This is a genomic window from Paenibacillus timonensis (assembly GCF_022427145.1).
GTDB classification, from domain to species: Bacteria; Bacillota; Bacilli; order Paenibacillales; family Paenibacillaceae; genus Fontibacillus; species Fontibacillus timonensis.
On sequence record NZ_JAKSXN010000005.1, the window covers coordinates 46,563 to 65,728 of the forward strand.

At 55.3% G+C, this 19,166-nt stretch carries 19 protein-coding genes and 1 pseudogene; 18 read left to right on the forward strand and 2 right to left on the reverse strand.

From position 1 onward, the window contains the following. The first annotated feature begins 75 nt into the window (after window positions 1-75). The 15 genes and pseudogenes from MJ257_RS03015 to MJ257_RS03085 all read left to right on the forward strand — a co-directional run bounded on the left by MJ257_RS03015 (window position 76) and on the right by MJ257_RS03085 (window position 14,807). Window positions 76-894, forward strand: coding sequence for a TIGR01457 family HAD-type hydrolase (locus MJ257_RS03015; protein WP_240267839.1), 819 nt, complete (start codon window positions 76-78; stop codon window positions 892-894). 62 nt (window positions 895-956) lie between these two features. After that, on the forward strand, window positions 957-1,775 hold the full coding sequence (locus MJ257_RS03020) for an Fpg/Nei family DNA glycosylase (RefSeq protein ID WP_240267840.1): 819 nt from the start codon (window positions 957-959) through the stop codon (window positions 1,773-1,775). Further along, window positions 1,765-2,619, forward strand: coding sequence for a deoxyribonuclease IV (locus tag MJ257_RS03025; RefSeq protein WP_240267841.1), 855 nt, complete (start codon window positions 1,765-1,767; stop codon window positions 2,617-2,619). Before MJ257_RS03020 ends, MJ257_RS03025 begins: the two co-directional genes overlap by 11 nt. Window positions 2,620-2,695: 76 nt before the next feature. Beyond that, a pseudogene (locus MJ257_RS03030) lies at window positions 2,696-2,923 on the forward strand (cyclic-phosphate processing receiver domain-containing protein); the annotation flags it as partial. Between the two features lie 66 nt (window positions 2,924-2,989). Beyond that, window positions 2,990-4,060, forward strand: coding sequence for an SAM-dependent methyltransferase (locus tag MJ257_RS03035; RefSeq protein ID WP_240267904.1), 1,071 nt, complete (start codon window positions 2,990-2,992; stop codon window positions 4,058-4,060). A gap of 180 nt (window positions 4,061-4,240) precedes the next feature. Further along, a complete protein-coding gene (locus MJ257_RS03040; protein WP_240267842.1) occupies window positions 4,241-5,764 on the forward strand; it encodes a serine/threonine-protein kinase in 1,524 nt (507 codons plus the stop codon). 19 nt (window positions 5,765-5,783) lie between these two features. Continuing rightward, complete coding sequence (locus MJ257_RS03045) at window positions 5,784-6,740, forward strand: SAF domain-containing protein (RefSeq protein ID WP_240267843.1); 957 nt, start codon at window positions 5,784-5,786, stop codon at window positions 6,738-6,740. A gap of 14 nt (window positions 6,741-6,754) precedes the next feature. Further along, window positions 6,755-7,456: a hypothetical protein gene (locus MJ257_RS03050; RefSeq protein ID WP_240267844.1), complete on the forward strand. Its 702-nt coding sequence runs from the start codon at window positions 6,755-6,757 to the stop codon at window positions 7,454-7,456. Beyond that, window positions 7,453-8,295, forward strand: coding sequence for a hypothetical protein (locus MJ257_RS03055; RefSeq protein ID WP_240267845.1), 843 nt, complete (start codon window positions 7,453-7,455; stop codon window positions 8,293-8,295). Before MJ257_RS03050 ends, MJ257_RS03055 begins: the two co-directional genes overlap by 4 nt. Window positions 8,296-8,310: 15 nt before the next feature. After that, entirely contained in the window at window positions 8,311-10,188 is a 1,878-nt protein-coding gene (locus tag MJ257_RS03060; RefSeq protein ID WP_240267846.1) for a P-loop NTPase family protein, read from the forward strand. 16 nt (window positions 10,189-10,204) lie between these two features. Further along, window positions 10,205-12,268 (forward strand): hypothetical protein, encoded by a 2,064-nt coding sequence (locus tag MJ257_RS03065; protein ID WP_240267847.1) that lies wholly within the window; start codon window positions 10,205-10,207, stop codon window positions 12,266-12,268. 22 nt (window positions 12,269-12,290) lie between these two features. Then, a complete protein-coding gene (locus MJ257_RS03070) occupies window positions 12,291-12,782 on the forward strand; it encodes an ABC transporter permease (protein ID WP_178019380.1) in 492 nt (163 codons plus the stop codon). Window positions 12,783-12,810: 28 nt separating this feature from the next. Then, entirely contained in the window at window positions 12,811-13,275 is a 465-nt protein-coding gene (locus tag MJ257_RS03075; protein ID WP_240267848.1) for a hypothetical protein, read from the forward strand. Window positions 13,276-13,285: 10 nt separating this feature from the next. Then, window positions 13,286-13,828 (forward strand): hypothetical protein, encoded by a 543-nt coding sequence (locus tag MJ257_RS03080; RefSeq protein WP_240267849.1) that lies wholly within the window; start codon window positions 13,286-13,288, stop codon window positions 13,826-13,828. Next, complete coding sequence (locus tag MJ257_RS03085) at window positions 13,815-14,807, forward strand: hypothetical protein (RefSeq protein ID WP_240267850.1); 993 nt, start codon at window positions 13,815-13,817, stop codon at window positions 14,805-14,807. The genes MJ257_RS03080 and MJ257_RS03085 overlap by 14 nt, the downstream gene beginning before the upstream one ends. A gap of 52 nt (window positions 14,808-14,859) precedes the next feature. Here MJ257_RS03085 and MJ257_RS03090 read toward each other — a convergent pair whose 3' ends face one another. Beyond that, a complete protein-coding gene (locus MJ257_RS03090; protein WP_240267851.1) occupies window positions 14,860-15,609 on the reverse strand; it encodes an SDR family NAD(P)-dependent oxidoreductase in 750 nt (249 codons plus the stop codon). Between the two features lie 142 nt (window positions 15,610-15,751). On the opposite strand from MJ257_RS03090, the gene MJ257_RS03095 reads away from it, so the two are divergent. The 3 genes from MJ257_RS03095 (at window position 15,752) to MJ257_RS03105 (ending at window position 18,488) form a co-directional block, all read left to right on the forward strand. Continuing rightward, a complete protein-coding gene (locus MJ257_RS03095; protein WP_240267852.1) occupies window positions 15,752-16,630 on the forward strand; it encodes a LysR family transcriptional regulator in 879 nt (292 codons plus the stop codon). Between the two features lie 32 nt (window positions 16,631-16,662). After that, a complete protein-coding gene (locus tag MJ257_RS03100) occupies window positions 16,663-17,715 on the forward strand; it encodes a thiazole biosynthesis adenylyltransferase ThiF (protein ID WP_240267853.1) in 1,053 nt (350 codons plus the stop codon). Window positions 17,716-17,810: 95 nt separating this feature from the next. After that, complete coding sequence (locus MJ257_RS03105; protein WP_240267854.1) at window positions 17,811-18,488, forward strand: winged helix-turn-helix transcriptional regulator; 678 nt, start codon at window positions 17,811-17,813, stop codon at window positions 18,486-18,488. 114 nt (window positions 18,489-18,602) lie between these two features. Here MJ257_RS03105 and MJ257_RS03110 read toward each other — a convergent pair whose 3' ends face one another. Next, a complete protein-coding gene (locus tag MJ257_RS03110) occupies window positions 18,603-19,112 on the reverse strand; it encodes a C40 family peptidase (protein ID WP_240267855.1) in 510 nt (169 codons plus the stop codon). Between the last annotated feature and the right edge of the window lie 54 nt (window positions 19,113-19,166).

Sequence of the window (19,166 nt, forward strand, 5' to 3'; positions counted from 1 at the left end):
ACGGCTCCCAAGCAGGTACGGAAAAATTTGCCTGACCCCGGGTTTCCTAGGTACAATAAATAGGGGAACGGGTTGATGGAAAGGATGAGGATTTTGCCAAAGGGTTGGAAGGCCTATCTCATTGATTTGGACGGCACGTTATATCATGGGCCTCGAATGATTCCCGGCGCGGACGGTCTGATCACCGCCTTGCGAGCCAAGCGGATTCCCTTTCTGTTCGTCACCAACAATTCCTCGCGGACGCCCGAGGAGGTCGCCGCGCATTTGGAGGCGATGGGCATCTCGGCGCGGACGGAGGAGGTCTGTACGTCGGCGGTAGCAGCAGCCAGATATATCGCGCAGGCACAGCCGGGTTGCAAAGTCGCGGCCATTGGCGAAGCCGGGCTCACGATCGCGCTGAAAGAAGCCGGGTTACAGCTGACCCTGGAAGAACCGGACGTGGTGGTCCAAGGCATTGACCGCCAATTTACATACGATACGCTAACCCGGGCTGCCCGCTGGATTCGGGGCGGGGCACGTTATGTGTTGACCAATCCGGACTTGTTGTTGCCTTCCCAGGAGGGATTGATGCCGGGGGCGGGAACCCTTTCCGCGGCCATTCAGGCCGCATCGGGCGTGAAACCGACGGTGATCGGCAAACCGGCAGCCCCTTTGATGGATTTCGCCATCGCTCGGGTCGGTTTAGAGGCTTCGGAGGTCGCCGTCATTGGGGATAACCTCCATACGGACATCGCTGCAGGGGTGAATGCCGGCTGCGGTACGATCCTTACGCTAACCGGCGTCACGACGGCCGATAATCTGCCGGACTACGTGAAGTCCTCCGGCGTAGAGGCGGATCTAGTGTGCCGGGACCTGGATGAGGTCAGGGCGCGGATTTGCGGTTCAGGCGAATGACGATGGATGTTGGGTGTTTCATGGGATAATCGAACTTATAAGGATGAAGGGAAAGATGTACCATGCCGGAATTGCCGGAGATGGAAAATTATCGCATACAGCTGTCGCAGCACATTTTGGATCTCCCGATTACCGGGGTGACCGTAGGCCGGGAGAAATCGGTGAATTTGCCGGCGGAGGAGTTTGCCCGCGAACTGACGGGAAGACAGGTGATTTTCATAGAGCGCCGGGGCAAGCATCTGCTGTTCCATCTGGATAACGGTAAAAGATTGCTGCTTCACTTGATGCTTGGCGGATTGCTTTACCTGGGCTCCAAGGAGGACCGTCCGGACCGCAGCACCCAGGTTGAAATCACCTTCGGTGAGCATCTGGTGCTGTATTTCATCGGGCTGCGTCTCGGCCATTTGCATCTGCACAGCGCGAAGGAAGCGGAGGAGCTGCTCTCGCATCTGGGACCGGAGCTTCTGGATCGGCGGATGAACGAGAAGCGATTTACCGAGCTGCTGCGCAAGCGCCGGGGGAGTCTCAAGACGACGCTCGTCAATCAGGACGTCATTGCCGGCATCGGCAACTGTTATGCGGACGAAATTGCGTTCGCTGCCGAGCTCCTGCCGATGGCGAAGCTGCAAAATTTGAGCGACGAGGATTTTTCCCGTCTGTACCAAGCCGTGCGGGATGTGCTAATCGAGGCAACGGAGGCCGGCGGATATATGGAGATGCCGCTGACCCGGGAAGACAAGTTGACCGGGGGAGCGAACGAAACCTGCAGGGTGTATGACCGGGAGGGAGAGACCTGTCCGCGCTGCGGCGATCACATCGTGAAAGCGGAAATGAACGGGCGCAAAGTGTTTTACAGCCCCGGCTGCCAACATGACCGTTAAGGTGAAGGTTGGGGGACATTTGAGCATACGTGGCGGCTTCTATGGCGCTGCCAAGGCCGCGCTGCAACTGGGGGCCGGCGCTTTTCAGTATTTTCCGAAAAATCCGCGGAGCCTCACGGTGAAAAGCTTTGATCCGCGGGACGCGGAGCAATGCCGAACGCTGTGCCAAGAGCACGGCTTGGTCTCGATCGCGCATACGCCTTATCCTAGCAATCTCGCCACGGGCAAGGATGCGGACGCGGTTGCCTATCAACGAGTGGTGGAATCGCTGCGCAATGATCTTGAAATCGCCGAAGCGTGCGGCTCCGTTGGGATCGTTGTACATTTTGGCACATTTAAGTCAGGAAACCCCTTACAAGGATATCAAAATATTATACAATGTATTAATGATGTGCTCTCCGGCTGGCGAGGCTCGGCAAAACTGCTGATCGAGAACCAAGCCGGCGATCACGGCGACATGGGGATGACGATCGAGGAGCTGGTCCAGATTCGTAACCTTTGCCGGGATTCGGAGCACATCGGCTTTTGTCTCGATACCTGCCATGCTTTTGGGGCGGGAATGTGGCGAGGCGAAGGAGACGAGAGCTTTGCGGCCAAGGCCGAGGAGCTCAAATTCTGGGACGGATTATGCGCCGTCCATCTGAACGATTCAAAATACCCGGTATTATCGCGCAAAGACCGTCACGCCCGAGTTGGCCATGGCCATATCGGCGAAGCCGGTTTTCGCTGGCTGCTGCGGATCGACGCGATTCAGAGATCCCCGCTTATTTTTGAGAGCGAAACCGGGGAAGATGGGACCTACAGAGAGGATATGGAGCGAGTGAGACGGTGGGCGGAGACCTGAAGACTGAACAGGTATACAGGCTCCGTTTGGAGCGAAATACCGCGGGAAAGGAAGAACACAATTGATTCATGTATATATGGACGATTTTCGCCGATGTCCGCAGGGATTTACGTTAGCGCGCACCGTCGAGGAGTGTCTGGAGCTGCTTCGCTTGACGGAAGTAGACATTTTATCGCTGGATTACGATATGGGGCCGGATGAACCTACCGGTACGGAAATGGCGGCCGCCATGGTTCGGGAAGGGCTTTTTCCGCGGGAAATTTATCTTCATACCTCGAGCATCACCGGGAAAAAAAGCATGTACGAAATCCTCTATCAAGGCTTGCCGGAGCAGGTACAGCTGCATAATGGCCCGATTCCATTCGAAAGGCTGGAGGAGATTGCCCGGAACTGCAAGGTTCCGCCCCATTCGAAATGGATTTGCACGGCCAATCACGGCTTTGCGCCTTATGCCCAGGAGGAGCTGCGCCGCATGTTCGGCAGCGTAAAGAGCACGATGTTGGTTCCCGGCGAAGTCTTCGCGGCTTCGCTGCAGGCGATGCCCGAAGACGTGCAGCACCGGCTGCGTCAGGCTCCACCGGTTTTTCTGCGGCATACGTTCCTGGTCGATTGGGAATGGTGCCCGGGGGAAGCCGAAGAGTCGAAGCCGGAGCATTGGCTGGAACCGCTGCGGAAGTATTTGATGGCCGATTTCCGGCTCCCGGGAGCTAAAATTGCCGTACAGGCACGGAAATCGGATGACGGGTTATGGGCCGGGACGGCATCGGAGCTGAAGGATCGCCTGCAGGAAGAGCTGCAGGATGTCTCCGTCGGGGAATTCGTGGTGCGGGATGCCGATTGGGTCATCTCCGTGTTTGCGGGTCAGGACCGGATTTACGCCGGGGTGGCGCATCCGCAGGATAACCTCTCCGATTGGAACGGCGGCGCCATCCGCTTTCGCAAGGAAGAGGGTCAGATTTCCCGGGCGAAATTCAAGCTGCTGGAGGCCGAAGCGGCTTTCGGCATCCCGTTCGAATCGTTCCGCGAAGCGCTGGATATCGGCGCGGCTCCGGGAGGCTGGACTTCGTTCCTGTTGGAACGCGGTCTAAGCGTTACCGCGGTGGATACGGCGAAGCTGCATCCGTCGTTGCTGTCTTCGCCGAAGCTGACGTTTTTGCAGCGCAATGCGAACCGTGTGAAGTTCAAGGAGAATCAATTTGATCTGCTGGTTTGCGACATGAGCTGGAGCCCGAAATTGACGGCAAGGCTCGTAACGGATCTCCTGTACGCACTGGTCCCGGGAGGAACGGCGATCGTGACGGTGAAGCTGCTGACCAAGAAACCGATGGCGCTGATTCAAGAGGTCACCGAGGTGTTTCAGGAAGCCCGTCTTCAAGTACAGCGGGCGAAACAGCTGTTTCATAACCGCGATGAAATCACGCTCTATATGATTAAGTATTAACGGCGTGAATGAATTGCTTTGAAAAAAATGCTTTACATTTGGCGCCAGCCGTCCTATACTGATTCCAAAATTATACAATGACCGCAATAGGGAAAGCATCCCCAGTCATTTACGCTTGGCCGATCGGCCGAGGTAATGACGGGAAGCTTTCCCTTTTTTGCGTTCAGGAAAGGAGGAGTCATGGCGAGGTTCGTTCCCAAGCTTGCGCCGGGAGACTTGTTAGCCGGACGTTATCGGATCGAACGAATCATCGGGGAAGGCGGCATGAGCCGGGTCCATTTGGCCGAAGATCTCAAGCTGCCGGGGAAGGCTTGGGCCGTAAAGGAATGCCTGACCGTACCCGGAGAACCGGTATCCGTTGCCAAGGAGGTCAAGCTGCTGATTACGCTGAATCATTACCGGCTGCCGCGGATCGTCGACTTCATTGATCCCGACCGGGACGGTTATTCCTATATCGTTATGGACTACATCCAGGGCGTGCCTTTGGACCAATTCATTCGTGCAAGGGAGGGGCGGCTGCCGCTGGATCTGCTGGTCCGCTATGGCCTCCAAATCGCCGAAGGTTTGCGGTATCTGCATCGGCATGAGCCGCCGGTTATTCATCGGGACGTTAAGCCGGCCAATCTGCTGGTCGACGACAAAGGCGAGCTTCGATTCGTGGATTTCGGCATTGCGCGCACGTTTTCAGCCGGCAAAGCGGAAGATACGGTGCAGCTGGGGACGGTCGGCTTTGCTGCGCCGGAACAATATGGCGAGCGCCAAAGCGACGCGCGGACCGATCTCTATTCCTTGGGCGCGGTTCTTCTCTATATGGGCACGGGAGGCCGGTTTTCGGTCTGGACCTCCGAGGCGGCGGCGGCATTGCGGGAACGCGGATGCGAACGGCTACAGCCCATCGCGACCCGACTATTGAAGATCCGGCCCGAAGACCGATACGCATCGGCCGAGGAGGTGAGCGAAGCATTAGCTGCGCTGCTGCGGCCGCCCAGCGCGACTAGGTTAGCGAATCCAGGGTCCAATGACCGGATGCCGGACGGAATCGAGTACAACGGCCGCCCGGTTTTGGTCGGCGTCGTTGGTGCCTCCACCGGGGCAGGGGCGACCCACACGGCCATCGCCCTCGCTCATACGCTGGCCCGCAGTATCAAGAAGGTCGCGATTGTGGAGATGAATCCCAAGTCTGCGGATTTTTCCCGTTTGGCACGGCTCCTGGAAGAGGAAGTTTCCACAGCCTACGGGAGCCATCGGGGCCGCTTTCGCATCGGACAAGTGGTTTACGCCAAACCGGCGTCCCGTTCGGATTTTATCGCCTTGCTGTCGGAAGGGTTCGGATGCATCGTTTGCGACTTGGGGACCGGCCAAAGCAAAGAGCTGATGGAGGAGTTTCGCCGCGCGGACCTTTCCGTCATCGTAGGTTCCGGGGCGGCGTGGAAGGGCGAAGAATTGGAGCGATTCATATTTGCCTTGAGCGGCGGGGAGCAGATCCCACCCTCATGGAGGCTCTGCGTGCCGTTCGCTTCGAACGACGGCTTGCGGCGGATCCGCAAAACGCTACGCACCAAATGCGTGTACGGCCTTCCCGCTGATCCGAACCCGTTTGATCCTGCAGCCCCGATGTCTACCCTACTGCAGGAGGTTTGCGGGAACTTGCTGGCCAAGCCCAAACGACCGGGCCTCAGGTTCCTGGTCAACCCCAAATCATAGAAAGGAAGTGGATAGTCCAATGCCGAGATTTAGGCAGAAAACCAAACAACTGCTGTTATCCGGGCTCATCGGAGCGATGGCGTCGGGTGCGGCGTTAACGGGGGTTGTTATTGTACGGGAAAAACAATTCCTTGCCGCAAGGAGCGTTATGGTTCAGGAGTATGAAGAACAACTCGCCGGCTTTCGCCATCAGGCTCAGCAGCAGACGATTCAAGGATGGGTACTTACGCGGGATATTCCCGCCGGAAACCGGATCGGGGCAGGCGACCTGAAGCGGTTGAAGCTGCCTGCCGACAGCGTGCCTGCGGATCTCTTGAAATCTCAGGAAGACATCGCGGGGAAATACGCGAAAATCTCCCTAAGCTCGCGGACACCGTTGACGAAAACACTGCTTTATGAAGAGGAGCCGATCCCCGATGATTTGCGCTGGCGGGACATGGCTTTCGTCCAGCTTCCGCAGACGCTGAAAGAGCAGGACGTCATCGACATCCGCATCCAATTTCCGACCGGACAGGATTATATTTTGCTATCGAAAAAGAAGGTGGAAACCTTGAACTCCGGAACGTTGACGGTGACGCTCGGCGAAGCGGAAATTCTCTCGCTGTCGAGCGCGATCGTGGACGCATATTTACATAAAGCCTCGATTTATGCGCTCGCTTATGTCGAGCCGAATCTGCAAGGCAAGCCGTTTCCGACTTACCCGGTCAATGAAGGCGTCATGGAGCTGATTCGAGAAGACCCGAATATCGTACAGAAAGCGGAGCAATCCCTTCGTCTCAGCAACGCCGCACGGAACGGCCTGGAAAGTGACTTATTATCGATGTCGCCGCAGAGGGCTTCCGAATTCGCCAGCAGCCAGGCGCAGGCCCAGCGTTCGCTATCGGGCGCCCAGGACGGAAATATCCCGCCCGGAAGCCTCGTCTCGGACGGTATGCCGGCGGAATCCGACCGGTTTGTGCTCGATCCGGCGAAATGAGAGGAGAGAATGGCGTGAAGCGATGGTTGTTTGTAGGGAAAAGCGATAAACGTGACCTTGTACTGTATCTATCCAGTATCTTGGCTGCAGCCGGCTCCAGGGTGTTGCTAACGGACGGTACGGAGGGCGGCAAATACCGATATTCGATTAGCGGAGGTGATTCGCACCTTCCGTTAACGGAATTTTACGGCTTTGATGTTGCGACGAGCTTCGTACCCACAAAGCAGAGCAACGAAGGCACGTTCATTGCGAATGAATACGATTATGAATTGCAGGATGTAGACCTACTTCACGGTCTGACTCCAGAGCTGTTCGCCTCTTCGGATGAAATCGTCTGGGTCACGTCGTTCGACCGATACGAGGTGGAGGCTAGCGCGCAGTGGTTCCGCAGCCTGTTTCACCTCTGGCCCCAGCTGCGCGGGATGGCCGTTCGACCGGTCTTTATCCGAACCGTCGACAGCGGCGTGAATAGCCAATTCATCTTGGGATTGATAGACGATCTCCCCCTGAAGTGGCGCTCCCCAGAGCTGTGCATCCCCTGGAACGAGTCCAATCTGGCAGCCCAACTGGAGAACGAACATACCCAACGGCTGCGTCTCGGAAGCTTCTCTCGTTCCTATAAAAGAGCCCTGCGCCAACTGCTGCGCGAGCTGGCGGGCTGGGACCCAGCCAGCGCCAAGCGGGCCGTGCGCCAGACAGTTAGGAGACAGGCATGAGCCGCCTTGTATTCTGGGACGGCGGTCTTGGCGGAGCCGCGGAAGCTGCCGTGGCTACAGCGGTAATGTTAGGTTTGCGGTTTCCGCAGCGCCTGCTCCTGGTTAATGAAGGTCCTGCCGGCTTCGGCTTGGAGGAAGGGATACGACAAACCGTACGTCTGCACGGCGAAACCTACGGGGAAGAAGCGATCCCGGAGCATGGCCTTGACGCGCTGCTCCGTCTGCAGGCGAGCGGGCGCCTTGCGCGAAACAATTTTGCCGATTATACCGTCCCGTTGCTGCGCGGCCGGCTTGATCTTGTGTGCGGGACGCGGCTAGGCGATTCGGCTTGGAGTGCAGCCGAGAGGAGGGACGTCGCCGAGGTGCTGGCCATGGCGGATCAATCGTACGATGGGTTAGTTTTACTGGCCCATGGTCAGCGATTAAGCGAGGTGCTAAGGAATCAAAGGGAAGGCGACGTGCTCGTCGCGGTGCTGCCGCACCGGCTTAGAATCTTGGACGACCGATATGCGGAAATAGCCCCCTTTCTTAACGGTTCCAAAACCAAACTGATTATGGTCTTATCGCCCTTTGACCCCCGGTCCCGGTGGGGAATTAACAATGTGAAGCGTCGTTATCCCGTTTCCCTGCCGATGATCGGCATCCCGCATCATACCGGGTTCTCCGATGCCTGGAACGATCGGAACATCCTGGCCTATTTTCGTCAATCTTCGCTGTGGCCGAAGCGGGGCGGGGATCGGGAGCTTCTACTCAAAGGGTATCGAGCTTTAGGGGACAAGCTGATGGAATCTGCGGTGGACCATGGCGCATCCTCTACTCTGAAGGAGAAAGGGGCGTAAGGTGTGAACGGTTGGATGAACGGTTTGTTGATGATGCTCCTGGTCCTGGTGGCGCTGTTTTGGATATGGCGGAAAGCCCGAACGACAGGGGCGGCGGGGAAGGATTCTCTTACTGGTCCGAATCGGTACGAGCTTTCGGCGATCGTGTCCTACGTCAAGGAAAGGTTGCATGAACTTAGCCGCTCGAACGGACAGGAGTGGGGGATGAGCGAGGAGGCTTGGAATCGCAAGGCTAAAGCGCGTACAGAGCTTCGTCAGGCACTTCGAGGCTGCTCGTACGGGGATATTCAGGATAAGCAGTATATTAAGGCGTTTATCCGCGACATGTTGGCGGGGGATTACGGAATCGCCGAGCAGAATATCGACCGGATCTTGCCGTTTCAACAACGGGAATTGTTAACCGTTCAAGACCGCTTCGACATCGTGCTATACCTATATAAACAGCGGCATGGTGCCGACGCGTTAACGCAAATGGTGGAAGACTATTCGCTCGACGAACCGAAACCGCCGAAAAAGTCCGATGGCTCCCCGGTCTATGAAGTGACCGGCGATGACATTGACCGCGTATTTTTCTTGGAGTATCGCGCCCTTACATTCCAAGAGAAGTTGGACCTCGTGGTTCAGCGCGTCTATCAAATGTACAAAGGGTTTTCGGTTGTGGATGAGCTGCGGGAAATGCGGATCGACGGACTGAGTGGGGGAGTCAGCGGGATTCCGGGCAGTTATGCGGAGATCGTGGCCCTCGATAACACCGATTCGGGTAGCGGATGGAGCTACAGGGCCGCGCTTGGCGTTGACGAGGATGGTGAACCCATAACTCGCGCTTGGGACAGCGTCTGGATGTTCTACAAAGGAAAGAGCATTCGCCTTGCATTTCTATCGTTCGGGAGCGAAGCGGAGTTGAAGCGCGTTTGCCAAAACATTTACAAGTTTAACCTGCCCGGTCAATTGTCGGAGGTGAACGGGTATAAGGTAAACGAAATGAAGGACGGTTCGCGGATCGTGGTCGTTCGGCCGCCGTTTGCCGAGACGTGGGCATTTTTCGTGCGGAAGTTCGATCCCCTCGGCGCATCGCTGGAACAATTGATCCAAGGCGAACAGGCCGAACTTCCCTTGGGGTTGTTGAAATATTTCATGAAGGGCAGCCGGATCACCTCGATCACCGGATCGCAAGGTTCGGGCAAAACGACGCTGCTGATGGCGATGGTCAAGCATATTTACGCCTCTTATACGTTGCGGGTACAGGAAATGTCTTTCGAGCTTCATTTGCGGCGCTTATACAGCGGACGCAACATTCTAAGCTTCCGGGAGACCGATTACGTGAGCGGACAGGCGGCACTGGACTTGCAGAAAAAGACGGATGGCACCGTCCATATTCTTGGCGAAGTGGCGACGGATGAGGTGGCCTCCTGGATGGTGCAAATGGCGCAGGTTGCCAGCCTTTTCACTTTGTTTACGCATCACGCCAAAACGTTCCGCGACTTGATCGAGTCGCTGCGCAATTCGCTGCTAAAAACCGGCGTGTTTCGCGACGAACGAATCGCCGAGCAGCAGGTGGCATCGGTCATCGACTTTGATATCCACCTGCGGCGTGACATAACGGGCCGACGTTATATCGAACGGATAACGGAATGCTGCCGACGGGGATCGGAAGATGAACCGAGCGCGGCGTTTCACGATCTGGCGTCCGCTGCGATACGCAAGTCGAATCCGGTTCATCCGAGGGGGTATGAAGAGCGGGTGATCATGGAATATCGGAACGGGCGTTATGTTGCCGTTCAGCCGATGACGCTCGAATCCCGTGAGGCCATGGCCCGGGAGATGCTGCCGGAAGACGCCGCGGAATTCGAGCGTTTTGTCGGCTCGTATTGGGGGGAGACGGTTGGAGCTTAGGACGATCCTGTTGCTGGTGCTAGGAATATCTCTGTGCGGCTGCGCCGGATTATACGCTGCGGGTCAGTTGCTCGGAAAAAGGGAAAATCCGCTATGGGCGGATGCTTGGGGACCGGCCGGGACGTCTGCCCATCCTCCCCTGCGCTGGATGAAGCTGCGGGTTTCCGCGTTCTTGCTTTCGTCGCATGCCGTGTGGATGAAGATCCCCCCGCTAAGGCATTATGCCGGAAAAATCCGGGCGCGTTTAGCCGTCATTCACCCTTATGACGAGCTGGAGCTGAGGCGCCAAACGATGAAGTTCGCCTACGGGATGACGGGGACCATCGCGGCCTTAATAGCAGCCTTAACTGTATTGAATCCCGATTTGTTGTTTTTTCTGTCGCTGCTGATTGCGGCCGCCGTCCTCCAGGGCCTGTTGCTCGACGGCTACGTGAACCGATTGGAAACGAAGCTGCTGGAACGGTTGCTCGATTTCTATGCCGCCGTCCGGCATGCTTATCAACGGCACGGCATGGTGACGGACGCGATTGAGGAAGCCGGCGAGACGATGGGCCGCGAGATCGGGGTTCATGCCCATTTGATCAGTGAAGCGTTAGGGGATGCCAATCCCAACGAAGCTCTGGAGAACTATTATGAAATCGCGCCAAGCCGCTATTTGAAGGCTTTCGCCGGCATTTCTCGGCTGGTGTCGGAATACGGCGACCGGAAACGCGCGGAAGGCTCCATGTACCTGCGCGGTATCAGCCGATTGACCGGTGAGGTCCAGCTGGAGCTGATTCGAAAGAAACGGCTGGATTATCTGTTAAAAGGGCTTCATATCATCGCTCTGTTGCCGGTCTTTTTTACGAAGCCGGTTGAGGCGTGGGCCAGAGGTCATTTCCCCCTGATGGACTCGTTTTACTTAAGCAAGGCGGGAATGTTGATCAAGGCCGGGCTTTTTCTGATCATTCTGTTCAGTTACGTGCTGCTGCAGAAGTTGAGGAGCGAAGAAGAATCGGCTTATCGGGCCAAACCGACGAAAATGCCGTGGGAGGCGAGGGTGTATGCCCATGAAGTACTTGGCCGTTTTTGCCGCCGCTTTGTTCCGTCGGCCGATTCCCTGGTTTATCATCGATGCTCCCAACTGCTAAAGGAGACGAATTGTCGGTTGCGGGTCGAATGGTTTCAGGTCCGACGGATCAGTGCCTTTGTCCTAAGCCTAACCATTACGCTTGGTGCGTTCCTTACGCTTCACCATCTTGTGCAACAGCGCATCCTAACCGAACCTCCCGCCGCGGCCTCTTTCTTCGGCGCTTTACCCAGCGATGCAGTCGAGGCCGGGCGCTTGGATGCCGAAAAAGATGCTGCGGTGATGCGGGAGTTAAACATGTCCGCTAACGCTGACTATGACGCGATTGCACATTCGGTATCCACGTTGCAGACGAATGCCGAGGGCGGGATTACCCATGAAGAAATATCCGAGGCGGCCCGCCGGATTATGGACAAGTTGGAGCGCTGGAACCGGGAGAATCTCAAATGGTGGGAGGTTGGCTTGGCTTTTTTAGCCGGGGTGATCGGTTACCAGCTGCCGCTGTGGACGCTGCAATTCCAACGTTGGATGCGGCTGATGGACATGCGCCACGAGGTGTATCAACTCCTGACGATGATTGCCATTTTGCGGGAGTTGGAACGGATCTCCGTGGAAGAAATCCTGGATTGGTTGGCTTCTTACGCCGTGATCTTTCGGTTGCCATTGCAAAAATGCCTGCTGAACTACGCACATAGCCCTGAAGATGCGTTGCTTGAACTGAAAAGGGAGGTTGTGCTGGAGGAATTCCAGCGATTGGCGGACAAGCTGCTGTTGGCTTCGGAGAAGCTTACGGTTGCCGACGCTTTCGACGACCTCGACAGCGACATGTCCTATCAATTCGAGCGGCGGCGGTTGGAATATGAGAAATCCCTGGATGTCAAAGCCGGATGGGGCCGGATGATCGGGTTTACCCCGATGTATGCTCTGGTGTTCGCCTATTTGGTCGTTCCGCTGATCTGGATGAGCTTCGAACAAATGAGCTTGTACTTTGAACAGCTTCAAAAACTGTGAAGATTAAGGGAGGTTTTTATCGATGAATAACGCTTCATCCGCTTTAAAAGTCGCAGCCGGTATTTTCTTGACGATCGCTTTGATCACGATTGTCGTCATTTTGTTCGTATCCGCGCAGGAAGCCACGAAAACGGCGCAGAACAGCTTTTCCGACATCCAGACCGAATTGTCCCAGGCTTCGTTTACCGTTTATGACGATACGACGGTCAGCGGCTCGCAGGTGACCAATGCGCTGCGAAAATTTAAGGATCGCGATCAGTTCGGGATCTTGGTGAAAACCGGGAAAAACAGCGGCGGGGAATGGTATGGGGATGTGCTCGTTATCAATGAGCCCGTATCCTCGGAACGTTACGGTTCCGTTAACGGACAAAGTTATGCCGCGATCAGCAACGCCTGGGACGAGCGGCTGAATGAATACGTCAATCCCAGCGGCAAATTTAAGGCGATGGTCGTCAAGGACAGTTCCAACGTGGTTCGAGGCTTGATCTTTACGCAAACGACGCTGATTCCTTAAGCCTTGCAGGATGGAGGCGCAGGCCAAGATGTTTAATCATGTGAAAAGCTTGATATGGCTGCTCGTTTCCGTCAGTTGTTTCCTGGCAGCCACCCTCTATACGCTTGAAATCGGGGCAGAGCAAAACGAATCCTACGATGGGGTAGCGGCACAGCTTCACGGCGTTGGGCGGAGCGTTTATGCCCGCGAGGGGATGGGGCGCTCTCCGGAAACGGCGGGAAGCCACGGCATTGACGATGTGCTGGAATTGGCGGGCGAAAGATATACGGGAAATGAAATCTTGCACCGTCTTCCGGATTGGATCGACCTCGGCGTAACTACCGAAGTGGAAGGAGAAATATTGAACGCCACCTCGATTGGCCCGCTGGAGGACGTATTGGAGCTAAGCCGAGAACGCGCTTTGGCCGTGCTGGATTTAAGGGCTGAATATCGAACTGAACACGTTTTTGATTCAACCGGAGAAGTGGTTCGCGTTATTTTTCGCAGAAAGTAGGTGGCAGCGGATGACGAATGCCTTGTCCAAAATCACAGCCGCCCTGCTTGCCGTGCTGCTCCTGTTCCTGTTTCCGGCCTTGCAGGCGGCGCAGCGGCAGGAGGATATCCGGTATTTGGCGGCGTATCGCGTTATGGTGCAGTTCACCGACGCTGTTCGGAACAAGGGGGTTGTGACGCCGACCATGTACGAGGATTTTATCCGCGAGTTGGAGACGACCGGGGGAGGGTATGAAGTTGAATTGGAGCATCGGCATAAAACCTATCATCCGGAATACGGCGATCCGGCCGATCCCGCTACCTTCCTGAATGGTTTTAGCGTCGTTTATGATTCGTATTATACCTCGGATATCCTGGAGGCGATGTTTCCAACCGGAGCAGGGCAGGAGGGAGAAGCCTACAAGCTTCAGGAAGGTGATTTCATCGCCGTTACGGCGCTTAATCATAACCGCAGCCCGTATGATATTCTATCGGAGTTTCTCTATCCCGGTGCGGACAAAGCGAATTCGTCTCTGCTCACGTATGGGGGGATGGTGTTAAATGAAGATTACTGACTGGGCGGTCATTTTTGTGTTGATCGTCGCCCCTATCCTATGGCTGAGCGGCCTGCGGGCGGAGAACCTACGGGAAGTGAATCGCCTCGAAACGCGGTATACCGCCGCGATGCGCACGGCAGTCCAAGATGCGGCGGTCGCGTTGAACCGGAACGAGCTGCAGCAATTCGAAAGCGGGTACGGATCCGAGAAATGGATGCGCGCCGATAAAGAGCAAGCGTTAGCCGCTCTGCTTCGGAGTTTGTACTTGAACTTTGGCGTCGCGGACGATCCGGCTGGGCAGCAGACGCTCCTGGGCTATATCCCGGCGGTTGTCGTCATGGATTACGACGGCTATTACCTCTATGCAGCGGACGTGGAACCCGGCAGCGATGCGTTCGCTTACCACTGGCAGGATAAAAAGCCCTATACATACGTTGATGCGAGCCGGAACAGCATTGCTTTTACCTTGGATAGCCAAGTGACGGCCTATGATGCGACGGCGAACCGCTGGGTTAGCGGACCGCAAAGCGAGATCCGATCGGAGGTTTCCATCCCGCTGCTGCAGAACGGGGAAGAATTTGACGCCGTACGGCGTGCTACGATCGTCCGCCGGATCGAAGAGGATCTGGCTCGGGCGATTCGTCTCCATAATCTGTTCGCGAAAAAACAAGGCGTGGATTACACGTTTACGCTGCCGACGATTCCGCAGGAGGCGTGGAATAACACGCTGGATGATGTAGGCATTCTAGTGTTTCTGCAAGGCATACCGGTGGGAGATCGCCATTACAACAATTATGCGTTAGGCGGGGGGAGGCTGGATCGAACGCCAAGCGTTCTGGGAACGGTGGATCCGTTGACGGGATTGAAATACGCTTACAGGGAGTCCTGTGCAAGGGCTCAAGGGTTTGGTTATCGCATCGAGGAAATTTTCGCGAATGAACGCGCTGCGGCCGAAAACGGGTATTTCCCGCTGGATTGTCGAACTAGCGGGCCTTAATAAAACGAAGAAGAGGCCGTTCAACGAACGGTCTCTTCTTTCGTGGGCGGGCTTATTTGAAGGAGGCATACCCTTCGTCGGCCATGACGACGCTGCCGTTAATGGCGCTGGCTTCGTCCAGCGTTAGCAGATAAACCGTATCGGCGACTTGTTCCGGTAAAGTTAATTTGTTGCCCATCACTTTGGATTTCATCGAATCGATCATCCCTTTGTCTTTGTACCCTTGGATAATCGGCGTATCGACGGCCCCTGGCGCCACGGCAATGACGCGGATGCCCAAGTCCGCCATTTCCAGAGCGGCGGATTTCGTCATCATGATCACCGCCCCTTTGGAAGCATGGTAAGCGAAGGTGCCGGGGGAGGCCAGGAAGCCGAACACCGAGGCGGTGTTGATGATCACGCCTTTGATCCCCAACTCGCGCATTTTTTTACCGGCGGCGATGATGCCATAAGCAACCCCGTGCTGGTTTACCTGAATCACGTTATGATAGTCGTTCAGATTCTGATCCAGCACCGGCGTGACCCTTCCGATCCCGGCATTATTGAACATGACGTCGATTCTTCCGAACGTGTCCACCGCTTTTTCAACCAATGCCTCTACATCCTCATATTTCGAGACGTCCGTCTTCACAAAAATCGCTTCGCCGCCATGGGCGACGATGTGGTCGACAACGGCTTGTCCGCCTTCCGCATTGAAGTCTGCCACAACGACGCGGTCTCCCTTGGAGGCAAACTTGTAAGCGGTTTCCTTTCCGATTCCGCTGGCTCCTCCGGTCACGACGGCTACTCTGTTTTGTTGCATGAGCGCTTCTCCTGCCTTTCTTTGATCTTTATTAAGTTCTGTACTATGATTGTATCAAATGTCATTGTTAAACAAAATTTATATATAATTATTATCAAATTAGAATTACTTAAGAAGTTGCTCGCCTCCGGGAGGGGATGCCATGAATCTCGAGCAGTTGGAGTATATAGTCGATGTAGCCAAAACACGATCCTTGACAAAAACGGCGCAAAATGCGCATGTGACTTTGTCTGCGGTCAGCCAGTCCATCTCTTTGCTGGAAGCGGAACTTGGGCTCGTCTTATTCAACCGTTCGCGGGGCGTCGGCGCCGTACCGACGCAAGAAGGCCAGGCGATCATTGGCCGGGCTGCGGAGATCTTGGCCAAACTGGATGCGCTTCGTTCAGAAGCGAATTCCTATAGTGACAGGTTGAGCGGCGAGCTAAACATTGCGACGATTCCCGGCCCGATGCATTTATTGATGGAGACGATTGCAGGCTTCAGAAGGGATTACCCCGATGTCAAGATCCGTATCTACGAGCAAGGCCCTAAAGAAATACTTGACGAGCTGCACCACGGCGGCATTGACCTCGGTTTTATTGCAATCACTGCGGATCTGCTCGCCCAAAATAAAACGCTGCAGTTTGAGAAGCTTTTGACAGGGAAAATGGTCGTCGGCGTGCCGAAAACTTCGCTGCTGGCCCTGGAGAAATCGATGAAACCGGAACAGCTTGCCGGCTACTCGCTCGTGTTGTATGACGATGCGTTGATTCGGGATTATTTGACAACTAAACTTGCGGAATACGGAGAGCCGGATATCTTATTCGCCACCAATAACGTGCAGGCGATTCAAAACGCGGTGAAGGAAGGGCTTGCGCTTACGGTCGGAGTGGATTATTCTTTCGAAAGCGGCAGGCAGGCGGAGATCGTGCCGGTTGAGCTGGAGCTTCCGGATTTTCACCCGGTCTATTACGGCTGGGCGATCCCTAGAGGCAAACAGGCTTCAGCGATCACGAAGAGCTTTGTTCGCCGATTACAGTAAAGCATAGATAGCAAGTCGGAAAGGAGACCAAAATGAAACTCGATTTGGAACAACATAAAGAACAACCCGACCGTTATTCACGGCAAAGGTTGTTTTCTCCCATAGGCAACGCCGGACAAGACAAGCTTGAGCAAGCGAAGGTACTGGTCGTCGGAGCGGGGGCCCTTGGCACCGGCATCGCTGAGACGCTGGTGCGCGCAGGCATCGGCCATCTCGTGATCGCCGATCGGGATTACGTGGAATGGAGTAATTTGCAGCGTCAGCAGCTGTTTTCCGAAGCGGATGCGGCAGGACGGGTACCGAAAGCGATCGCTGCGAAACGGCGATTAGCCGCTATCAACAGCCAGGTTCGGATCGATGCTCACGTGATGGATGTTGACCCGGAAGAGCTGGAGAGTTTAATTTCCGGAGTCAACCTGATTATGGATGCGACGGATAATTTCGATACGCGGCTGATGATTAACGATATTTCGCAAAAATACCGCATTCCCTGGATTTATGGCGGATGCGTCGGCAGTTACGGGATTACCTATACGATTTTGCCCGGTGTTACGCCTTGCCTGAACTGTTTGCTGGGTACCATTCCGCTCGGCGGAGATACCTGCGACACGGTAGGCGTGATTCCCCCGGCCGTGCAAATGATCGTGGCCCATCAAACAACGGAAGCGCTGAAGCTATTGACCGGGCATCCCGAGGCGCTGCGCGGCACATTGCTCACCTTTGACCTGTGGCGAAACGAACAAGCCTCGATCAAGGTGGGATCGGCCAAGCGGGACGACTGCCTTTCGTGCGGGAGCGGGGCGACCTACCCCTATTTGTCAACAGCCAACCATCGGAAAACGGAGGTGCTTTGCGGAAGGGATACGGTCCAGATCCGACCGGCGGCTAAACGGAAGATCCAGCTTCAAGAGATGGCGGAGAAGCTGGGACGATTGCAGGAAGGAACGGTCGAAGTAAATCCGTTTTTGCTTTCCTTTTCGCTCGGCGAACGCCGATTGGTCTTGTTTGCGGACGGAAGGGCGTTGATCCACGGCACGCAAGATCCGGCAGAGGCCAGAACCATGTATGATCGATATTTAGGGTAAGAGGAAGCAGGTTGAATCCGAAACGACCGAATGGTTTGCCGAAGGAATGACCATCTTAATAATGGATTGGTAGATGCAAGTAAGGTGGTCGCGCGATGAAAAGGTACATCATGTTGGTTTTGGAAGATCCCACAGAGGGCGAGCGGCTGAAAACCGGACTGGAGGAAGCCGGCTATCGGGTCAGCTGGAAGCGAAGCAGCGCTGGCGTGCTTCGGTTGCTGGAGGAAGAGCTTCCGGATTTGCTGCTGCTGGGGACGGATTTGCCGGGCGAAAACTCGCCGGTCCTTCAGGAGGAAATCGGGCGATTCGCTCCGTTTCCGATCCTCCTTCTGCTAAAGGAGTGGAGCTCGGAGGCGGTCGTCGCCGGCTTTGTTCGGGGAGCCAACGACGTGGTCCAGGTCACGATTCCCATGGCTGAACTATATGCCCGTGTCGGCCACTTGATTTCATTGTTTAAGCGGTTGGGGGACGGCTCTTTAACGGAGTTGTCCTTTGAGGATTTACGAATGGAGCTGCGCAGCCGCAAGGCGTGGAGAGACGGGGAACCCATCAAATTGACGCCGAAGGAATTCGATCTGCTGCTTTTTTTAATGAAACGGGCCGGGAAAGTGTGTGGGCGGGAGATGATCCTGCAGCAAGTCTGGGGGTATGATTTCGCGACAGGGACGAATGTGGTGGATGTTTATATCCGGCATTTGCGCAAAAAAATCGACAGCGGTCATTCGAAAAAGCTGCTTCATACCATCCGCGGCACCGGATACATGCTGGGTTAAACGACAAATATCCCGGTTTTAGTTATACCAGGGTTATCTTGGGGGGTCAAAAAGCCGCTGCGATCAGAGATCTAGGCAACGACTTCTTGATGAAATTGATTTCGGCTTGTCCGACTACAGGACGCGACGAGCCTTCAGATACGTTCTCTTCCAGTTGCCGGAGTTCAGATTGGAGATCGTAACTCCTGGTTTCCCGTAGGTGTGCAGAATTTTTCCGCTGCCCATGTAGATGGCCACGTGCGTTACGTTTCTCCCGTTTGCCCGGCTGCCGCTGGAGAAGAAGACCAGATCGCCGGCTTTCAGATTCGACTTCGATACGGCATATCCTACTTTAGCTTGTGCAGCGGAAGTGCGCGGCAAAGTGACGCCGTATTTTTTGAATACATATTTCGTAAACGAAGAGCAGTCGAAAACTCGGGTCGTGGATGTGGATGCTCCGAATTTGTAAGGCGTGCCCAAAAAATTCTTACCGTAGTTTACGACCTGCGTTCCTTTGGAAACGGCAGTGCTTGTTGCAGACTGGGCTTGTACAGGTTCAGCCCCGCTAGCAAGCAGCGTACTGAAACCGATGGCGGACACCAGTCCGACCGTCAATACTTTTTGGAAAATGGTGCGTTTATTCATGTTGTAGTACCTCCAAAGTTATTGTTTTTTGACCGGTTCGTAAATGAAGTATAA